This window comes from Streptomyces sp. NPDC000345, assembly GCF_042898825.1.
GTDB lineage: Bacteria > Actinomycetota > Actinomycetes > Streptomycetales > Streptomycetaceae > Streptomyces.
The window spans coordinates 180559-200656 of record NZ_JBIAZE010000016.1; the positions used below are offsets into that span (position 1 = coordinate 180559).

Sequence of the window (20098 nt, forward strand, 5' to 3'; positions counted from 1 at the left end):
TGCGCGGCCGTCACCGCGACGCGCCGACCGGCTCCTCCGGCTCGGCCGCCCCGACGAAGGTCCGCCACAGGCGGGCGTAGCGTCCGCCGAGCGCGAGCAGCTCGTCGTGCGTGCCGTCCTCCACGACCCTCCCGTGGTCCATGACCACGACGCGGTCCGCGCGGGCCGCCGTGGTGAGGCGGTGGGCGACGACGAGGGTGGTGCGGCGACCCGCGAGTCGGTCGGTGGCCTGGTTGACCTGGGCCTCCGTCGCGAGGTCCAGGGCCGCCGTCGCCTCGTCGAGGAGCAGGATGTCGGGGTCGACCAGCTCCGCCCGGGCCAGGGCGATCAGCTGGCGCTGGCCGGCGGAGAGGTTGCGGCCGCGCTCGGCCACCTCGTGGAGGTAGCCGCCGTCGAGGGTCGCGATCATCTCGTGGGCGCCGACCGCCCGCGCCGCCGCCTCGACCTCGGCGTCCGTGGCGTCCGGGCGGCCGTAGGCGATCGCGTCGCGGACGGTGCCGGGGAACAGGTACGCCTCCTGCGGGACCACGCCCAGCCGGTGGCGGTAGGAGGTGAGGTCCAGGGAGCGCAGGTCCGTGCCGTCGACCGTGACCCGGCCCGCCGTCGGGTCGTAGAACCGGGCCACCAGCTTGACCAGCGTGGACTTGCCGGCGCCGGTCTCGCCGACGAACGCGACCGTCTGGCCGGCGGGGACGCGCAGGTCGATCCCGCTGAGCGCCTCCTCCTCCTCGCCGTACGCGAAGTGCACGTCCTCGAAGGCGATCTCGCCGCGCAGGGAGAGGACTTCGAGGGGTTCGTCGGCCGCCTTCGTGGACGTCGGCTCACGGAGCAGCTCCTGGATGCGGCCCAGCGACACCGTCGCCTGCTGGTAGCCGTCGAAGACCTGGGAGAGCTGCTGGACCGGGGCGAAGAACAGGTCGATGTAGAGGAGGTACGCGACCAGCGCGCCGGTCGTGAGGGTGGCCTCGTCCACCCGTCCCGCGCCCGCGACCAGCACGGCCGCCGCCGCCACCGACGACAGCAGCTGCACGAAGGGGAAGTAGACCGAGATCAGCCACTGGCCCCGGATCCGCGCCTGGCGGTAGCTGTCGCTGCGCTCCGCGAAGCGTGCCCCGCCGTCCCGCTCGCGCCGGAAGGCCTGCACGATCCGCAGCCCGGACACGGACTCCTGGAGGTCCGCGTTGACCACCGACACCCGTTCACGGGCCAGTTCGTACGCCTTCACGCTCGCCCGGCGGAAGAAGTAGGTGGCGACGATCAGAGGCGGGAGCGTCGCGAAGACGACCAGCGCCAGCTGGACGTCGATCACCAGCAGCGCGGCCATGATGCCGAAGAAGGTGACGAGGGAGACGAAGGCCGTGACCAGGCCGGTCTGCAGGAAGGTCGACAGCGCGTCGACGTCCGTGGTCATCCTCGTCATGATCCGGCCGGTCAGCTCCCGCTCGTAGTAGTCGAGCCCGAGGCGCTGGAGCTGGGCGAAGATCTTCAGACGGAGGGAGTAGAGGACGCGTTCGCCGGTGCGGCCGGTCATCCGGGTCTCGCCCGTCTGGGCCGCCCACTGGACGGCGACGGCGAGCAGGGCGAGCAGCGAGGCCGTCCAGACGGCGCCCAGTGCCAGACGGCTGACGCCGTCGTCGATGCCGTGCCGGATCATGATCGGCAGGAACAGGCTCATGCCGGCGTCCACGGCGACCAGGCCGAGGCTGATCAGCAGCGGGGTGCGGAAGCCGCGCAGCAGCCGGCGCAGGCCGTACGACTCCTCGGGGGTGACCGCGCGGACCTCGTCCACGTCGGGGATGTCGGTGGCCGGCGGCAGCGCCTCCACCTGGGCGAGGAGCTCGGGCGTGGCCGGCATGCCCGCCAGCGCGGTGTCCTTCGGCTCACGGTCGCCGGTCCACAGCCGGGGGGTGACCCCGCGCTCGGCGTCGAACTCGGCGTCCAGCTCGTCGCGTACGGAGGTGTCCTCGGCGGCGGCCGCCGGCTGGGCGTGGCCGGGCGAGACGCCGCCCAGCTCGTCCGGGTCGGTCAGCAGCCTGCGGTACAGCGCCGAGCGCTCCTGGAGCTCCTCGTGGGTGCCGAGGTCGGCGAGGCGGCCGGCGTCCAGGACGGCGATGCGGTCGGCGAGGTTGAGGGTGGAGCGGCGGTGGGCGATCAGCAGGGTCGTCCGGCCCTCCATGACCTGCCTGAGCGCCTCGTGGATCTCGTGCTCGACGGCCGCGTCCACGGCCGAGGTGGCGTCGTCGAGGACCAGCAGGCGGGGGTCGGTGAGGATCGCGCGGGCGAGGGCGACGCGCTGGCGCTGGCCGCCGGAGAGGGTCAGACCGTGCTCGCCGACCTTCGTGGCGTATCCCTCGGGCAGCTCGGCGACGAAACGGTCGGCCTGGGCGGCGCGGGCGGCGGCCTCGATCTGCTCGTCGGTCGCGTCGGGACGGCCGTACGCGATGTTGGCGCGGATCGTGTCGGAGAAGAGGAAGGAGTCCTCGGGGACCAGGCCGATCGCGGCCCGCAGCGAGTCGAGGGTGAGCTCGCGGACGTCGTGGCCGCCGATGAGGACGGCGCCGCGGGTGACGTCGTAGAAGCGCGGGAGGAGCAGGGAGACCGTGGACTTGCCGGAGCCGGAGGAGCCGACGACGGCGAGGGTCTCGCCGGGGCGGATCTCGAAGCTCAGCCCGTCCAGGACGGGGCGGTCGGCGTCGTAGCCGAAGGAGACGTCGTCGAACTCGACGGTGGCGGGGGCGTCGGCGGGGAGTTCCTTGGTGCCGTCGGTCATCGACGGCTCGGTGTCGATCAGCTCCAGGACGCGTTCGGTGCCGGCGCGGGCCTGCTGGCCGACCGTGAGGACCACGGCGAGCATCCGGACCGGGCCGACGAGCTGGGCGAGGTAGGTGGAGAAGGCGACGAAGGTGCCGAGCGTGATGTGGCCGCCCACGGCGAGCCAGCCGCCCAGCGCCAGCATGGCGACCTGGCCGAGAGCGGGGACGGCCTGGAGGGCGGGGGTGTACCTCGCGTTCATCCGGATGGTGCGCAGCCGTCCGGCGAAGAGCCGGCGGCCGACCTCCCTGAGCTTCCCGGTCTCCTGGTCCTCCTGTCCGAAGCCCTTCACCACGCGTACGCCGCTGACCGCGCCGTCGACCACGCCCGCGACGGCCGCCGCCTGGGCCTGGGCGTACCAGGTGGCGGGGTGGAGCCTGCTGCGGCTGCGCCTGGCGATCCACCACAGGGCGGGGGCGACCGCGAGGGCGACCAGGGTGAGCGGCAGGGACAGCCACGCCATCACGACGAGGGAGATCACGAAGAGGGCGAGGTTCCCGATGGTCATCGGGAGCATGAACAGCAGGCCCTGGATCAGCTGGAGGTCGCTGGTGGCGCGGCCGACGACCTGGCCGGTGGACAGCTCGTCCTGGCGGCGGCCGTCGAGGCGGGTGATCGTCCCGAACATCTCCGTGCGCAGGTCGTGCTGGACGTCGAGGGCGAGACGGCCGCCGTAGTAGCGGCGGACGTAGGTGGAGGCGTAGACGAGGACGGCGGCGCCGATCAGGGCGCCCGCCCAGGGGGCCATGTCCCGGGTGTGGGCGCCGATGACGTCGTCGATGATCACCTTGGTGACCAGCGGGACCAGCGCCATCACGGCCATGCCGGCGAGGGAGGAGCCGAGGGCCAGGACGGCGTCCCTGGGGTACCGCCAGGCGTACCCCGCCAGTCGCCGCGCCCATCCCCGTTTCTCGCCCACGCCGGTGCCCTCCGATTTTCGGCCTGCTCTACCGGAAGGCACCAACACCCACGGAAGCGGATTTCATCCCTCCGCAACATTTCGGGGGCGTGGGATCAGACACGCACCCGCAGGTGGTAGAAGCGCGTGGTCTGCACGGCGTTCTGGTTGTCGTCGCTGACCAGCAGCACCTTCAGGCGGCCCGGGCGGTGGCCCGTGACCACCATGCCCTCGATGTTGTCGAGCAGGGGGTTGGGCTGGGGCTGCTTCGCGGTCGCTCCCAGGGACGGGCAGGCCGCGATGTCGGTGAGGAGCGTCTTCCTGACCAGGCGTACACCGTCCTGGCCGGTGAGGTTCTCGACGCCGGTGGTGTCCGTCGCGTGCCGCGCGTCGGCCAGGTAGAGGCGGACCGTGTTGCCGGCGCCGGAGGTGAAGCCGCGCTCCAGGACCAGCAGACGGCCGTCGGGGAGGGCCTGGACCTCCGGGACGCCGAGGCCGCTGTCGGTGCGGTAGGCGTACTGGGCCGCGAGGCGGAAGCGGCCGCCCCCGGTCCGGGTCCAGGTCTGGAAGCGGACGATGCCCGCGCTGTCCCCGGAGAGGGCGTACTCCATCGACGCGAGGAGGGTGCGGCCGCCGGGCAGGAGGGTCAGGCCCTCGAAGGTCTGGTTGGCGGTGGCGCGTCCGGCGGGGGCCACGAGGAGCGGGGAGGGGACCGGGAGGCGGTCGAGGATCCGGCCGTCGGCGCTGTAGCGGCGGACGGACGGCTCGGCCTCGGAGGTGACGAGACGGGTGCCGTCCCGGTCGATGACGAGGCCCTCGCTGTCGAGCGCGGCGCCGCCGTCGTCGGCGAGCGGCACGACCGACCGCGGCGCGAGGGTCGCCGGGTCGAGGCCGAAGAGGGAGGAGCGGTCGGAGAGGGCCGCGAGGGAGCCGTCCCGGTCCACGGCGAGGGCGGAGAAGTTGCCGACGAAGGTGCCGTCGAAGGCCGTCTTGTCGAGGACGTCGGAGAAACCGTCGATCGAGACGGCCGGGGAACAGGCGTGGTTCACCCGGGTGTCCGCGTGCGCGGGACCGGCGGCGGTCAGGGAAGCGGCCGCCGCCAGGCCGGCGGTGAAGGTGGCGAGTACGGTTCGCAGGCGCATGGTGTCACCGTAGGGCGGACCGGTGACCTCCGGTGGGACGGCTCGTGAAGACCGTCCCGCACGGATGCGCTCAGGAGGCCGCGAGATCCCTGTGGATGACCTTGGCGACGCCCTGGATGGTCGTGATGCCGTAGCTCATCGTGCTGTTGCCGTGGGTCAGGACGGTGATCATGTAGTCGTGGCCGCCGCCCTTGAAGGTGCCGACGCTGTGCACGCGCCAGCCGTTGGTGGCACGCGACAGCCAGCCGTTCTTGACGTGCCAGGAGACGTCGGCGGGCCGGCCGTACGGGGTGCCCCAGCGCTGCGAGGAGATGACCTGACCCATCAGCTTGCGGATGTAGTAGCGCGAGTCGTCGGTGAGGACCGTGTTGTGCGCCGTGAGCAGCTTGAGCAGCTTCTGCTCGTCGGTCACCGTGATCTGGGTCAGGCCCCAGTAGCCGTTGGCGCCCGGCGTGGTCTGGGTCATCCTGGCCGCCGCCAGGAAGCCCTTGATCTTCGTCATGCCGAGCTGCCGCCACAGGGTGGAGGTGGAGGCGTTGTCCGACTGGGTGATCATCTTGGTGGCGAGCGACTTCTCGGTGCTGGTGAGCGCTCGGTTCGTCTTCTGCGCGTCCCACAGCAGCGCGGCGAGCACGGTCACCTTGACGACACTGGCCGAGTCGTAGGCGGTGGAGGCGCGCAGGGTGCAGGTGGTGTTGGTGCTGCGGTCGTAGAGGCCGACCGCGATCGTGCCCTTGCGGTTGGCGAGGGCGGCGGTGATGTCCGTCTTCAACTTGGCGGCGAGGCCGGTCGTGTTCGACGTACAGCTGACGGTGGGGGTGGTGGCGGCGGCGGGTGCGGCCGCGGCCACGCCGGTTATGAGGACTCCGGTGCCGAGTGCCGTGGCGACCAGTCCCCTCCTGCGTCTGGAGGTCCGGTGAGTCATGCCACGTTGACTCACACGTGCGACCGATAGTTGTACGCACGTTCCGCGGATCACGTCCGTACGCCCCGGCGCGGCGGGCACGCATGAGGCATGCCGGCCGGAACGCCCAACGGACATGTCCGGCCGGGCAGTTGCGCGCCACCCGATGGGTGCCGCACCACCTCGCCACGGCCGAAGGGCAGGCGTCCGCAGGAGACGGGTTCCTCGGGGGGGGGCGGGCACGGGGACCGCGTTCTCACCCGCCTCTCACCCAGTCACAGGCTGCCCCCAGGCTGAGCACAGCGCTCACCCATCCGCCGTATGCACGGTGCACTGGTGACATCTGCCACCGATCCACTCCCCACGCCCCCGCCCGCGTCCCCCGACCGGACGCCGCCCGCCGTCCCCGAGACGGCCCCGGCCGCGCCGCCGCCGGACGGGGCGCCTCGCTGGTCGCTGCCCGCGCTGATCGCGATCATGATCCTGGCGGCGGTGCTCTACGGCTGGAACCTCTCCTCCGGCAGCCTCAACAGCTTCTACAGCGCCGCGGTCTACAGCGGTACGCAGAGCTGGAAGGCGTGGCTCTTCGGCTCGCTCGACGCCGGCAACTTCATCACCGTCGACAAGCCGCCGTTCGCGCTCATGATCATGGGCCTGTCGTGCCGGATCCTCGGCTTCGGCACCTGGCAGATGATGGCGCCGCAGATCGCGGCGGCGCTGGGCACGATCTGGATCCTGCACTCCTGCGTGAAGCGGGTGTTCGGGCATGCGGCGGCCGCGGTCGCGGCGCTCGTGCTCGCGCTGACGCCGATCACGGTCGCCATCAACCGCGACAACAACCCGGACACCGTCCTCGTCCTGCTGATGGTGGCCGGCGCGGCTCTCGCCCTGCGCGCCACCCGTGACGACCGGCTGCTGCCGCTCATCGGCTCCGCGGTGTGCTTCGGGCTCGCCTTCAACACCAAGATGCTCCAGGGGTACATCGCCCTGCCGGCCGTCTTCGCCGTGTACGTGTACGCGTCCCGGCTCGGCTGGCGGAAGAAGGCCGTGAACCTGGCGCTGGCCGCCGTGGCGCTGGCCGTCTCCAGCTTCTGGTGGGCGACGGCCGTGTCGCTGGTGCCCGCCGCGGACCGCCCCTACATCGGCGGTTCGACCGACGGCAGCGCCTGGGACCTGATCATGGGCTACAACGGCCTCGGCCGGGTCCTCGGCGGCGAGGGCAACGGCGGGGGCGGTGGCGGCGGGGGCGGCACGTTCGCCGGGACCGCGGGCATCGGCCGGATGTTCAACGACGTCCTCGGCGGCCAGATCTCCTGGCTGATCCCCTTCGCGGGCATCGCGCTCGTGGCCGGGCTGGTGCGGTGCGGGCGCGCCCCGCGCACCGACCTCACCCGCGCCGCGCTGATCCTGTGGGGCGGCTGGACGGTGCTGCACTACCTGACCTTCGCCCTGGCCGAGGGCACCATGCACCCGTACTACACGACCGCGCTCGCCCCGGGCGTCGCGGCGCTGTGCGGTGGCGGCGGCGTCCTGCTGTGGCGCGCCTTCCGCGGCGGCGACGCCCGCTGGTCCTGGGTGCTGCCCGCGGGGCTCGCGGTCACCGGCGTCTGGGCGATCGTGCTGCTGCGCCGGGCCACCGGCTGGAACACCTGGCTGTGGCCGGCCGTCGGCGTGGTCATGGTCCTGGCGGTCGCGGGCCTGTTCGTGTTCCGGTCCGCGGGCTCCGGCACGAGGGTCCGGCTGCTCGGGGTGTCCGTGGCCGCGGCGGTCGTGGCGGCCCTCGCGGGTCCGACGGCGTACGCCGCCTCCCCCGCCTTCGGTTCCTCCGCCGGCGGCGGCATGGGCGGCACCAACCCCACCGCCGGCCCGTCCACCGGGAGCGGCATGGGCGGTCCCGGCGGGGGCCGGGGCGGCTTCGGCGGCGAGGGGGGTCCCGGCGGCCAGATGCCGGGCGGCACCCAGCAGGGCGGCCAGGCCGGCGGCGAGTTCCCCGGCGGCGGCAACGGCGGACTCCCGCAGGGCGGCGGAGCTCCGAGCGGCGCGCCGGACGGCCGACAAGGCGGCGTGAACGGGGAGTTCCCGGGCGGCGGCACGCAGGGCGGCGGCGAGGACGGCACGGCCCCGGGCGGCGGGACCGGCGGCGCACCCGGCGGGAACGGCGGTGGCCCCGGTGGAGGCATGGGCGGCGGCGCCGACAGCGAGCTGGTCTCGTACCTGGAGAAGCACCAGGACGGCGCCACGTGGCTGATCGCCGTGTCCAACTCGCAGAGCGCGGGCCAACTGATCCTCAGCACCGGCGAGCCCGTCATCTCCATGTGGGGTTTCACCGGCTCCGACCAGGCGATGACGCTCGCCAGGCTCAAGGAGCTGGTGAAGAAGGGCGAGTTGCACTACATCCAGCTCGGCGGCGGCGGTATGGGCGGCAACAGCAGCCTGAACCAGGAGATCACCGCGTGGGTGCAGAAGAACGGGACGGCGGTGAAGGAGAGCGAGTACAGCTCCGCGTCGGGCTCGTCCTCGGAGTCGGACGCCTCGTCCCAGTCCACCGGCTCCACCGTCTACCGTCTGGACCCGTCCGACGTGAGCTGACCGGTAGAGCCCCCACGGCCCCCGACTCTCCTGTCGGGGGCCGTTCCGGTATGTCAACTCGCGTAGACACGGGGCGATTTGCCGGGTCCCTTCATCTGATCGACATGTCAGATTCATTGCCATGACCGCATGTGCATGTCACTCTCCCGATTGCCGCCTTCAATCAACCCGCGTAGATCGGACACCCCACATGCTGGCGACACGCATCCGCCGATGGAAGCCGGTGGCGCTTGCCACCGCTGCCGTCCTGGCCGGCCTCACCGCGCCCGCGCTCACGGCGACGCCCGCCGCGGCGACCACGACGGCGTACGACTCGACGTACTACAAGAACGCGGTCGGCAAGACGGGTACGAGTCTGAAGTCGTCCCTCCACACGATCATCAGCGCCAACGTCACGAAGATCTCGTACTCCGCGGTCTGGAACGCCCTGAAGGTCACCGACCAGGACCCGAACAACAGCAGCAACGTGATCCTGCTGTACAGCGGCGTCTCGCGCAGCAAGTCCCTCAACGGCGGCGACGTCGGCGACTGGAACCGCGAGCACGTGTGGGCCAAGTCCCACGGCGACTTCGGCGAGGTCACCGGTCCCGGCACGGACCTGCACCATCTGCGCCCCGCGGACGTACAGGTCAACAGCATCCGCGGCAACCTGGACTTCGACAACGGCGGCAGCACGGTCACGGGCGGCGGCGGCAGCCTCGTCGACTCCGACTCCTTCGAGCCGCGCGACGCGGACAAGGGCGACGTGGCCCGCATGATCCTCTACATGGCGGTCCGCTACGAAGGCGACGACGGCTTCGCCGACCTGGAGCCCAACGAGAAGGTCAACAACGGCAGCAACCCGTACATGGGCAAGCTCTCCGTCCTCAAGCAGTGGAACGACGAGGACCCGCCGAGCGCCTTCGAGGAGAAGCGCAACCAGGTCATCTACGACACCTACCAGCACAACCGCAACCCGTTCATCGACCACCCCGAGTGGGTCGAGGCCATCTGGTAGGACGCGGTACCGCATACCCCACGACAGGGCCCTCCCGGAGTGTTTCCGGGAGGGCCCTGTGGCATGGGCGTCGTGGTGGATCATGGTCATGATGATCGCCAGGGCCGGCGTCGGAGCGGGGAGGACGAACCAGTGGGCTACTGCCTGGAGATGAGCACCGGTGACATGCGCAGCGTGATCCGGCTGCTCACGGCGGTGGAGCGGACGCAGGAGCAGGAGCGGATGTTCGCCATCGTGCGCGAGCGGTGCGAGAAGACCGACGCACGGCTGCGGGAGGAGGGCATCGGCCTGGCGGTGCCGGTGGTCCGGGCGCTGGAGGAACTGGTCGAGGGCGCCCCGCCCAGCGTGGAGCTGTGCCCCTCGTACACGTACGCCTTCCACGAGGCCGTGGCCCCCTACTTCTCCGACCCCACGGACCTCGGGGTGTGGCGCCGGCCGTCCTGGTTCTTCGCGCTGGACAGTGAACTCGCCCGGCACGGCGTCCCGTCGGACGTCCGGCCGGTGACCTACCTCTTCAGCGGTCCGCCGCTGCGGCTGCCGCACCCCGGCGACGCGCTGCCGCAGATCGGCGTGCTGCCGGCCCAGCGGGCGGGTGCGCTGGCGGCGGCCTACGAGGCGGTGCTGAACCGGCTGGACCGCGAATTCACCGAGACCGCGGGGAGGTTCGCCGAGCTGATGCGGTACGAGGCGCAGGAGTGGGAGGCGGCACGGCAGCTGGGGCGCACGGACGACACGATCTTCTTCTGGTTCGGCTGACCGCGGCCCGGCTCCGAGCAGGGCCGTTTCCTATGGAACGACTAGTTACCTCACACCGGTGACGTGGATCTTCCGGCCGGGCATGTCGGACGCCCCGGCCGCAAGCATGAGGACCGCACCCGGCGGCTCCGCCGGGTCGATCGCGCCTTCCCTTCCCGGAGATCCTGATGAAGCTTCGTGCCTGGTCCTTCGCCGCCGCCCTCGCCCTGACCGCCCTCGCGCTGCCCGCCGAGAGCGCCACCGCCGCCGCGGCCCCCTCCTGCAGCGACGGCTCGGTCTGTTTCTACAGCGGTGAGAACTTCAGCGGCAGCAGCTGGGAGTGGACCTCCCGCAGCGGCTACCGCGACATGCCGCCGTATCTCCACGACCACGTGGGCTCCTTCGTCGCCTCGACCCGCGCCTGTTTCGTGAACTGGGGTCCGGTCGAGAAGCGGGACGTCTTCAACGGCGACTGGCGCTCCCGCTACCTCGGCGACTTCGGCGGGCGGATCGACGGCGTGGGCGCGGGCGGCTGCTGACCCTGTCGCCCGCCGCTCCTCGGCTCACCGTGCCCACGCCACCGCGCGAGGCCCGCGCGGCCCGGCAACCCCACTCCGGGGAACCGGCGTCGGCATCCCGGTCGAGCGGCCCGGCGTCACACAGGGCGGTGACGGCGAGGCGTACGGCGGACTCGACGTCGTCGGCGGTGGCCGGGGCCTCGGACATGCCGGGACCCGGTCGACGGCCGTCCCCGGCCGGCACGGGAATTCACGGCTCGTAGCGGGCCCTGCGGGCGAGGGCGCAAAAGCCCAGGCCGCCGAAGAGGGCGGCGGAGGCGGGGTTGTTCACGTTGACGTCGAGGAAGACCTCGGGCTCTCCGGCGGCCCGCATGCGGGCCAGGGCGGCGAGGGCGAGGGCGAGGGCGCGGCCGAGGCCGCGGTGGCGCCAGGCCGGCACCGTGCCCACCTGGATGAGGAAGTCCCGCGCGCAGGTGACGAAGCCGGCCGCCGAGCCGTCGGCCGAGCGGGCCAGGAGGGAGTACCCGGGGCGGAAGTCGTCGTCCCCGGCCGTCCACTCGGTCCACCGGGCCTCGGACCAGCCGGGGAAACCGGGGCGGTCGGCGAACGACGCGTGGTAGGCGGCGAAGAAGTCCGCCCTGTTCCGGGCGTCCCACTCCTCGACGGCGACCCCGGCCGGAAGGACCGCCCCGGGGAGGGCCCCTCCCAGGTCGCGGCGCATGACATCCTCCGCGAACGTGCGGCGCAGGCCCCGCGCGGTGAACAGGGCGTGGGCCTCGGGGGTCAGCGACTCCGTCTCCACCCGGAGGCCGCCGGCCCGCCGCAGGCCCGTCTCCAGCAGCCGGTCCAGCAGCGCGCCGCCGAGCCCCCGGCCCCGCCGGGACGGGTCGACCTGGCCGGTCACCACGGTCCCCCGCGCCTCGCGGACGGAGCCCGACGCGACCAGCGCACCGTCGCGGAGGACACCGACGGCCACGACGCCCTCACCCGCGTACCGGCTCCCGAGGAAGCCGGGTGACGCGGTGACCGGCAGCCCGCCGTCCACGGCCGCGCACCGCACGGCGAGGTCCACGACGGCCGGTAGGTCCGCGCCCGAGAGTTCAGCCCATTCCACGCCCTCAGGATGCCTCAGCCGAGGTGCGTGGGCGCGAACATCCGCAACAGCGCCGGCAGGACGAGCACCGAAGGGCCCGGGGACGCCAGGGACTTCGACAGGTCCGCCGCCAGGGTCTCCGGGGACGTCAGGGTTCCCGGCACGCCGAACGACTCCGCGAGGGCCACGTAGTCCGGGCGGGTCAGTTCCGTCGCCGTGGTCGCGCCGAAGGAGTCCGTCATGTACTCCCGGAGGATGCCGTAACCGCCGTCGTCGACGATGAGCCAGGTGACCGGGAGGCCGTACTGCCTGGCCGTCGCGAGTTCGGCGATCGAGTAGAGGGCGCCGCCGTCGCCGGAGACCGCGAGGACCGGGCGGGCCGGGTCCGCGACGGCCGCGCCGAGGGCGGCCGGGAAGGCGTAGCCGAGGCCGCCGGCGCCCTGGGCGGAGTGCATGGTGTTGGCGGACTCGGGGTCGAAGGCCGACCAGGCCCAGTAGGAGAGGATCGTCATGTCCCAGAAGGACGGGGAGTCCGACGGGAGCGCCTGGCGGACCGACGCCAGCAGGCCCTGTTCCAGGGTGAGGTCCTGTGCGGCCAGGCGTTCCGACACGCGCGACAGCAGCGTGCGCACGCGGGACGCGGCCTGCGGGTCCTCACGGGGGGTCACCGTCTCCAGCAGGGCCTGGAGGGCCAGGCGGGCGTCCGCGTGGATGCCCAGGGCCGGGTGGTTGGACTCGAGTTTGCCGAGGTCGGCCTCGATCTGGACGACCCGGCCGCGCGGCGCGAAGGTGTGGTAGTTCGAGGAGAGTTCACCGAGGCCCGAACCGATCACCAGCAGGACGTCCGCGTCCTCCAGGAACTCGGTCGTGTGGCGGTCCTCCAGCCAGGACTGCAACGACAGCTCGTGCTCCCAGGGGAACGCGCCCTTGCCGCCGAAGGTGGTGACGACGGGGGCCTTCAGTTTCTCGGCCAGCTGCCTCAGCTTGCCCGACGCGTCCGCCCGTACGACTCCCCCGCCCGCGATGATCGCCGGGCGGGCCGCCCGGGAGAGCAGGTCGGCGGCCACGGCGGTCAGTTCGGGGCGGGGCGGCAGCTCGTCGGGGAAGGCGTCGACGCCCGTCACCACCGGGATCGCCGTCTCCGCCAGGAGGACGTCCTGCGGGATCTCCACCCACACCGGTCCGTGCGGGGCGGTCAGCGCCGACTTCCAGGCCTCCGCGATCGCCGAGGGGATCTGGGACTGGGTGCGGACGGTGTGGACCGACTTCACCACGCCCCTGAAGGAGGCCGACTGGTCGGGCAGTTCGTGCAGATAGCCGTGCCGGCCGCCGCCCAGGCCCGCCGTCGGGACCTGGCTGCCGATCGCCAGGACGGGGGCGGAGGCCGACGCCGCCTCCTGGAGGGCCGCCAGCGACGTCAGCGCGCCGGGGCCCGTCGACAGCAACAGGGGGGCGGCCTCCCCGGTGATCCGGCCGTAGGCGTCCGCCGCGAAGCCCGCGTTGTTCTCCACCCGCAGGCCGATGTACCGCAGGGAGGAGCGGCGCAGCGCGTCGAACATGCCCAGCGCGTGCTGGCCGGGCAGGCCGAAGACCGTGGTCGCGCCGAGCGCGGCCAGGGTCTCCACGACCAGGTCTCCGCCGATCCGGCCGGGAGGAGGGCCGAGCGCGGCCTTGGTCTGCGCGGCCGTCGGGCGGAGCACCAGGTCGTGGTCGTGGGTCACTTCGAGCGGGCCTCGGCAATCTGACGGGACATGATCGTGGTCAGTTCGTACGCGGTGTGCGACGCGGCCACCGATGTGATCTCCGCGTGATCGTACGCGGGGGCCACCTCGACGACGTCCGCCGAGACCAGGTTGCACGACGCCAGGCCGCGCAGGATCTCGAGGAGCTCGCGGGAGGTCATGCCGCCGGCCTCGGGCGTGCCGGTGCCGGGGGCGTGCGCGGGGTCCAGGCAGTCGATGTCGATGGAGATGTACAGGGGGCGGTCGCCGATGCGCTGGCGCAGCTGGTCGGCGACCTCGTCGGCGCCGCGCCGGTAGATGTCCGCCGACGTGACGATGCCGAAGCCCATCTTCTCGTCGTCGGTGAGGTCCTGCTTGCCGTACAGGGGGCCGCGCGTGCCGACGTGGGAGAGGGCCTCCGTGTCGAGGATGCCCTCCTCCACCGCCCGGCGGAACGGGGTCCCGTGCGTGTACTCGGCGCCGAAGTAGGTGTCCCAGGTGTCGAGGTGGGCGTCGAAGTGGAGGAGGGCGACGGGGCCGTGCTTCTTCGCCACGGACCTCAGCAGGGGCAGCGCGATGGTGTGGTCGCCGCCCAGGGTCATCAGACGGGCACCGGTGCCGAGCAGGTCGTCCGCGGCGGCCTCGACGGTCTCGACCGCCTCGTTGATGTTGAACGGGTTCACGGCGATGTCGCCGGCGTCCGCGACCTGCGCGAGGGCGAAGGGGGACGCGTCCTGGGCCGGGTTGTACGGGCGCAGCAGCCGGGAGGCCTCACGGATCGCGTTGCCGCCGAAGCGGGCGCCGGGCCGGTAGGAGACGCCCGAGTCGAACGGCACGCCCACGACGGCGACGTCCGCGCGGCCCACCTCGTCGAGGCGGGGCAGGCGGGCGAAGGTGGCGGGGCCGGCGTACCGGGGTATGCGGGAGGAGTCGACGGGGCCGCGGGGCGTCTCGTTGCCGCTCATGGTCCAATGCCTTCTTTCCTACGCTTCGTCGCGTATGCACTGCTTCCGGTTCGACCCTACCGGGGAGCCGGGACGGGGGGACGGACACGACCTTAGGTGGCCGGACGGCGACTGCGAAGTGTACGTTTCATCCATTGACCGGCTGTCGAGTGGAGGGTGTGCACATGACGCCGTCAGGGCAGCCCGCCGTTCCGCTCACCCCGCCGGTCCCGCTCGCCGCGCTGCTGGCCCGCGAGGAGCTGGCGCTGCGGCAGATCGCCGGGCCCGCCGACGCGGGGACGGTCCTGCACGGGGCGCACACCTCGGAGATGGCCGATCCCTACCCGTATCTGCTGGGCGGTGAGCTGCTGCTGACGGCCGGGGTGCACATTCCGCGGGCGGCGGGGGCGGGGACCTCCTTCGACGACTACGTCGCGCGGATCGTGGCGGCGGGCGGTGCCGCGCTCGGGTTCGGGGTGGCGCCGGTGCACGACACCGTGCCGAGCGCGCTGGTCGCGGCCTGTGAGGCGTACGGGCTGCCGCTGATCGAGGTGCCGCCGCAGACGACCTTCGCGACGGTGGCCCGCGCGGTCTGGCAGCTGATGGAGCGGGCCCGCACGGCCGAGCTGCGCCGGGTGACGGAGGCCCAGCAGAGCCTCGCCTCCGCCGCCGCCCGCCCGGACCCGGTCCGGTCCGTCCTGCGCCGACTGGCCCACCGCCTCGGCGGCCGCGCGGTGCTGTACGCCCCGGACGGCACAGAGATCGCCACGGCGGGACCACCCCACCCGACTCCGAAGCCCGGCCCCGACCAGCCCCGACCGACCCCGGCACCCCCGCCCGGCGAGCCCCACCCGACCCCGGCCCCCCGGCCCGACCAGGCCCACGAGACCCCAGCACCCCTGGTAGCCCCAGCCAGCGCAGCATCCGAAGCCCGCCAGACCCCGGCACCCCCGCCCGCCCGGCACCAGCCGACCCCGGCCCCCCGGCCCGACCAGACCCACCGGACCCCGGCAGCCGCAGCCGTCGGCCGCCGCCCGGACCCGGTGGCCCGAGCCGCCGGTCTCCGGCCGGTGACGGCACCGGCCGGTCCCTCGGACGGCGGGGCTGGTCCGGCGTCCGAGGGGCCGCTCGGCGACCCGCTCGCCCGGCTTGCCCGGGTTCTCGTGGGGCGGGGTTCCGCGTCCGCCAGTGACGTCGACCCCTCCGGGACCCACCTCGCCGCCTACGCGCTCGGGGCCGGCCGGGGTTTCGTGCTCGGGGTGGCGACACCACGGCGCGAGCCCGGTGACCACACCATCGCGTCCGTCGCCGCCGTCCTCCTCTCCCTCCTCACCGGCGAGCACCAGAGCGGCTCGGACGCGGCCCGCTCCTGCGCGCTCGTCCGCCTGCTGCTGGGCAGTCCGCCGGAGGAGGTGGCCCCGCTGCTGGGGGACGAGCGGTGGATCGTCGTGCACGCGCGGCCCGAGTCGGCCGCCCCCGACCCCGTCGCCGCCTCCGCGCTCGGCGCCGCCCTCGGGTCGCCGCTGGTCGACCTCGCCCCGGATGTCGTACGGGTGCTCGTGCCGGCCGAGCGGGAGCCCGGGCCGCAGCCGGGCTGGACCCTGGGGGTCAGCGCCGTGGCCGAACCCGGGCAGTGGCCCGTCGCCGACGCCCAGGCGGCCCGCGCCCTGGCCCGCGCCCGGGCGACCCGCGCGGCCCTCGTCCGGCACGGCGGCCCGGCGGGCCTCGCCGACCTGCTGCCGCCCGACGCGGCCGCGGAGCACGCCCGTACGCTCCTCGCGCCCGTCGCCGCCACCCCCGCCCTCACCGAGACCCTGCGCACCTGGCTGTCGCTGCACGGCAGTTGGGACCGGACGGCGGTCGCGCTGGCCGTGCACCGCAACACCGTGCGGCAGCGGATCGCGCGGTGCGCGGCGCTGCTGGGGACGGATCTGGACGACCCGGACGTCCGGATGGAACTGTGGTTCGCGCTGCGCGTGACCGACCAGTGACGCACGTCCCAGCGCCCGGAACCGCGGCGACGGGCACCGGCCGCTGCCCCACAATGGAGACCATGCCGATACCCGGGACCCCCAGCCGCGCCGAACTCGTCGATCACCTCGTCAGGACCCGTATCGCGGGTCAGGTCGCGACCCCGCGCGAGAACAACCTCTCCCACTACCGCCAGCTCGCCAACGGCGTCCGCAACTACTGGCTGGGCCTGGAACTCGGCGACCGCTGGACCGACGAGCAGGACGTGCTCGCGGTGATGGCGGAACGGGTGGGCGTCAACGACGATCCGGAGTACCGGTACGGCCAGGACACCATCGATCCCGAGCTGACCGTCGACGGCCTGGACCGGCTCGCGGCGCGGCTGCGCAAGGCCGCCGAGGGGCGTCAGCGGGTGCTGCTGGCCACCGGTCACCCGGGCGGTCTGCTCGACGTGCACCGCTCCACCGCCGCCGCATTGCGCACGGCCGGCTGCGAGATCGTCGTGATCCCCGACGGTCTGCAGACCGACGAGGGATACGTGTGGCAGGTCGCGGACGTGGCGGTGCTCGAGCACGGCGCCACGCTGTGGCACACGCACTCGGGCGAGCCGATGAAGGCCATCCTCACGGCGCTGGAGCGCGCGGGCCGGCCGCTGCCCGACCTCGTCGTCGCCGACCACGGGTGGGCGGGTTACGCGGGGCAGCACGGCATCGACTCCGTCGGGTACGCCGACTGCAACGACCCGGCGCTGTTCATCGCGGAGGCGGAGGGGACCGTGCAGGTGGCGGTCCCGCTCGACGACCACGTCGTCACCCCGCGCCACTACGACCCGGTGATCGCGTACCTGCTGGCGGCGGCCGGTCTGGAGTAGGTCCCGCGCCTCCGCGTCCCTCAGTCCTCGCGGGGGACGCGGACCACACCCTCCTGGATGACCGAGACCGCGAGCCGTCCGTCCCGCGTGTAGATGCGGGCCTGGCCGAGGCCGCGCCCGCCGGACGCGGACGGCGACTCCTGGTCGTACAGCAGCCACTCGTCGGCGCGGAACGGGCGGTGGAACCACATCGCGTGGTCCAGCGAGGCCCCGACCACGTCACCGACCGCCCAGCCGCCGCGCCCGTGCGCGAGGAGGATCGAGTCGAGGAGCGTCATGTCGGAGACGTACGTGGCGAGGACGACGTGCAGCAGCGGTTCGTCGACGGCGCCGTCCAGTTTGCCGTTGGTGCGGAACCAGACCTGGCTGTGCGGTTCGCGGGGCTCGCCGAACCTGCCGTACGGCGGGTCGTCGACATACCGCAGGTCGATCGCCTCGCGGGCCTCCAGGAACCGCTCGACGACCCTGGGGTCGAGGTGGTCGTAGCCGCGCAGGCGTTCCTGCCCGGTGGGGACCGTCTCCGGGTCGGGGGCGGGCGGCATGGGGGCCTGGTGGTCGAGGCCGTCCTCGTACGTCTGGAAGGACGCCGACAGCGCGAAGATCGGCCGGCCGTGCTGGACGGCGACCGCGCGGCGGGTGGTGAAGGAGCGGCCGTCGCGGATCCGCTCGACGTTGTAGACGATGGGGGCGCCCGGGTCGCCCATGCGCAGGAAGTACGCGTGCAGGGAGTGGGCGTGCCGGTCGGCGGGGACCGTACGCCCGGCGGCGACCAGCGCCTGCGCCGCCACCTGTCCCCCGAAGACGCGGGGGACGACGGCGGAGCGGGACTGGCCGCGGAAGATGTTCTCCTCGATCTGCTCGAGGTCGAGCAGATCGAGGAGATCCTGAAGTGCCTGGCTCATGGCGTCTAGTTGTACCGGCCAGTAATTGCCGGGACCTTACAGACCCATGTCCTTGGCGATGATCGTCTTCATGATCTCGCTGGTGCCGCCGTAGATCCGGTTGACGCGGTTGTCCGCGTACAGGCGGGCGATCGGGTACTCGTTCATGAAGCCGTAGCCGCCGTGCAGCTGGAGGCAGCGGTCGATGACGCGGTGGGCGACCTCGGTGCAGAACAGCTTGGCGCTGGCGGCCTCGGCGGGGGTCAGCTCGCCGGCGTCGAGGGCCTCCAGGGCGCGGTCGGCGACTGCCTCGGCCGCGTCGACCTCGGCCTGGCAGGCGGCCAGCTCGAACTTGGTGTTCTGGAAGTGGGCGACCGGCTTGCCGAAGACGGTGCGCTCCTGCACGTACTGCTTGGCGAACCGGACGGCGGCCTTGGCCTGCGCGTAGGCACCGAAGGCGATGCCCCAGCGCTCGGAGGCGAGGTTGTGGCCGAGGTAGTAGAAGCCCTTGTTCTCCTCGCCGAGAAGGTCCTCGACGGGCACCTTGACGTCGACGAACGCCAGCTCGGCGGTGTCGGAGGTGCGCAGGCCCAGCTTGTCCAGCTTGCGGCCGATGGAGTAGCCCTCGGACTTGGTGTCCACGGCGAACAGGGAGATGCCGTGGCGGCGGTCCTCGGCGGTGGGCGCGGCGGTGCGGGCGCAGACGATGACGCGGTCGGCGTGGACGCCGCCGGTGATGAAGGTCTTGGAGCCGTTGAGGACGTAGTGCGTGCCGTCCTCGCTCAGCTTGGCCGTGGTCTTCATGCCCGCGAGGTCGGAGCCGGTGCCCGGCTCGGTCATCGCGAGGGCCCACATCTCCTCGGCGGAGACGAACTTCGGCAGGAACCGCTTCTTCTGCTCGTCGGTGGCGAGCATCTTGATGTACGGCAGGCCGAGCAGCACATGCACGCCGGAGCCGCCGAAGTGGACGCCCGCGCGGGCCGTCTCCTCGTACATCACGGCCTCGAACTTGTACGAGTCGATGCCGGCACCGCCGTACTCCTCCGGCACGGTGATGCCGAAGAGGCCCAGCTCGGCCAGCTTGTAGTAGAAGTCGCGCGGCGCCTGGCCGGCGGCGAACCACTCGTCGTACACGGGGACGACCTCGGCCTCGATGAAGGCCCGGAGGGTCTCCCGGAACGCCTCGTGATCCTCGTTGAACACCGTACGGCGCACCGCCGCCACCTCCACCTGGCTCAAAGGGTCCATGTCTAAGCGCTTGCTCAGATCATTACCGTACCGGTGGGTAGCGAGAGGCGTCCAGAGGCTCCGGGCGGCAGCGGCCGTAACGCTCGTCACGCCCGGGCGGCCTGGCCCTGCGCCCCGGCGGCCGCGAAGGCCCCCCTCGCCATCCGGTGCAGCAGCGCCGCGGTGGCCGCGCGGCCCGGGAGGGAGCCCGGGCGGGCCAGGTGCGGGGTGGAGTTCAGCAGTCCGAAGACCGAGTGGACCGCCGAACGGGCCGCCGGTTCGGTGAGGGAGGGGTAGATCTCCCGGACCACCTCCACCCACAGCTCGACGTACTGCCGCTGGAGCTGGCGGACCAGCTTGCGGTCGCTGTCGCGCAGGCGGTCCAGCTCGCGGTCGTGCAGGGTGATCAGGGGGCGGTCGTCGATCGCGAAGTCGATGTGCCCCTCGATGAGCGAGTCGAGGACCACCTCCGCCGGACCCCCGTCGGCCTCCGCCAGGCGGCGCTTCGCGCCGGTCAGGAGCTGGCCGCTGATCCCCACCAGCAGCTCGGCGAGCATCGCGTCCTTGCCCGGGAAGTGGCGGTACAGGCCCGGGCCGCTGATACCGACCGCGGCCCCTATCTCGTCGACTCCGACGCCGTGGAAACCGCGCTCGGCGAACAGCCGCGCGGCCTCCTTGAGGATCTGCTCGCGGCGGGTGGGGGCGTCGGTTCTGGTGGCCATGACGGCAATTCTAGACAGGGAGGTTAGCGGTCGTTAACCTGTGAGAAATGGTTAACGCTCATTAACAGGCGATC

Annotated in this window: 15 protein-coding genes; 6 read left to right on the top strand and 9 right to left on the bottom strand. The window is 72.7% G+C overall.

The window, feature by feature from the left end:
* Positions 1 to 10 precede the first annotated feature (10 nt).
* From ACFY30_RS31735 to ACFY30_RS31745, 3 genes are all read right to left on the bottom strand, one after another.
* Positions 11 to 3730 carry an ABC transporter ATP-binding protein gene (locus tag ACFY30_RS31735; protein WP_390848586.1) on the bottom strand — a complete coding sequence of 1240 codons (3720 nt, stop codon included), beginning with the start codon at positions 3728 to 3730 and terminating at the stop codon, positions 11 to 13.
* 95 nt (positions 3731 to 3825) lie between these two features.
* The gene (locus ACFY30_RS31740; protein ID WP_390848587.1) at positions 3826 to 4851 is read right to left on the bottom strand and encodes an esterase-like activity of phytase family protein; all 1026 of its coding nucleotides are present in this window, start codon (positions 4849 to 4851) and stop codon (positions 3826 to 3828) included.
* Positions 4852 to 4921: 70 nt separating this feature from the next.
* Positions 4922 to 5776: a serine hydrolase gene (locus ACFY30_RS31745; RefSeq protein ID WP_390848588.1), complete on the bottom strand. Its 855-nt coding sequence runs from the start codon at positions 5774 to 5776 to the stop codon at positions 4922 to 4924.
* 315 nt (positions 5777 to 6091) lie between these two features.
* Here ACFY30_RS31745 and ACFY30_RS31750 point away from each other — a divergent pair, with 315 nt between their 5' ends.
* From ACFY30_RS31750 to ACFY30_RS31765, 4 genes are all read left to right on the top strand, one after another.
* Positions 6092 to 8344, top strand: a complete 2253-nt coding sequence (locus ACFY30_RS31750; RefSeq protein WP_390848589.1) for a glycosyltransferase family 39 protein — start codon at positions 6092 to 6094, stop codon at positions 8342 to 8344.
* Between the two features lie 190 nt (positions 8345 to 8534).
* Positions 8535 to 9341 (top strand): endonuclease I family protein, encoded by an 807-nt coding sequence (locus tag ACFY30_RS31755; protein ID WP_390848590.1) that lies wholly within the window; start codon positions 8535 to 8537, stop codon positions 9339 to 9341.
* A gap of 150 nt (positions 9342 to 9491) precedes the next feature.
* Complete coding sequence (locus tag ACFY30_RS31760; protein WP_390848591.1) at positions 9492 to 10097, top strand: hypothetical protein; 606 nt, start codon at positions 9492 to 9494, stop codon at positions 10095 to 10097.
* 167 nt (positions 10098 to 10264) lie between these two features.
* Positions 10265 to 10615 carry a peptidase inhibitor family I36 protein gene (locus ACFY30_RS31765; RefSeq protein WP_390848592.1) on the top strand — a complete coding sequence of 117 codons (351 nt, stop codon included), beginning with the start codon at positions 10265 to 10267 and terminating at the stop codon, positions 10613 to 10615.
* 229 nt (positions 10616 to 10844) lie between these two features.
* Here ACFY30_RS31765 and ACFY30_RS31770 read toward each other — a convergent pair whose 3' ends face one another.
* Genes ACFY30_RS31770 through speB form a run of 3 tightly spaced genes read right to left on the bottom strand, consistent with a single transcriptional unit; the run spans position 10845 to position 14373 of the window.
* Positions 10845 to 11708 carry a GNAT family N-acetyltransferase gene (locus tag ACFY30_RS31770; protein ID WP_390848593.1) on the bottom strand — a complete coding sequence of 288 codons (864 nt, stop codon included), beginning with the start codon at positions 11706 to 11708 and terminating at the stop codon, positions 10845 to 10847.
* Positions 11709 to 11722: 14 nt separating this feature from the next.
* Entirely contained in the window at positions 11723 to 13408 is a 1686-nt protein-coding gene (locus ACFY30_RS31775; RefSeq protein ID WP_390848594.1) for a thiamine pyrophosphate-binding protein, read from the bottom strand.
* Positions 13405 to 14373 carry an agmatinase gene (gene speB, locus ACFY30_RS31780; protein ID WP_390660074.1) on the bottom strand — a complete coding sequence of 323 codons (969 nt, stop codon included), beginning with the start codon at positions 14371 to 14373 and terminating at the stop codon, positions 13405 to 13407. Before speB ends, ACFY30_RS31775 begins: the two co-directional genes overlap by 4 nt.
* Before the next feature lie 164 nt (positions 14374 to 14537).
* Here speB and ACFY30_RS31785 point away from each other — a divergent pair, with 164 nt between their 5' ends.
* Entirely contained in the window at positions 14538 to 16343 is a 1806-nt protein-coding gene (locus tag ACFY30_RS31785) for a helix-turn-helix domain-containing protein (RefSeq protein ID WP_390848595.1), read from the top strand.
* 62 nt (positions 16344 to 16405) lie between these two features.
* Complete coding sequence (locus ACFY30_RS31790) at positions 16406 to 17194, top strand: phosphatase (protein WP_390848596.1); 789 nt, start codon at positions 16406 to 16408, stop codon at positions 17192 to 17194.
* 20 nt (positions 17195 to 17214) lie between these two features.
* Here ACFY30_RS31790 and ACFY30_RS31795 read toward each other — a convergent pair whose 3' ends face one another.
* The 3 genes from ACFY30_RS31795 to ACFY30_RS31805 form a co-directional block, all read right to left on the bottom strand.
* A complete protein-coding gene (locus ACFY30_RS31795; protein ID WP_390848597.1) occupies positions 17215 to 18096 on the bottom strand; it encodes an acyl-CoA thioesterase in 882 nt (293 codons plus the stop codon).
* Positions 18097 to 18132: 36 nt separating this feature from the next.
* The gene (locus ACFY30_RS31800) at positions 18133 to 19290 is read right to left on the bottom strand and encodes an acyl-CoA dehydrogenase family protein (protein WP_390660276.1); all 1158 of its coding nucleotides are present in this window, start codon (positions 19288 to 19290) and stop codon (positions 18133 to 18135) included.
* Between the two features lie 119 nt (positions 19291 to 19409).
* The gene (locus ACFY30_RS31805) at positions 19410 to 20024 is read right to left on the bottom strand and encodes a TetR/AcrR family transcriptional regulator (protein ID WP_390848598.1); all 615 of its coding nucleotides are present in this window, start codon (positions 20022 to 20024) and stop codon (positions 19410 to 19412) included.
* Positions 20025 to 20098 lie beyond the last annotated feature (74 nt).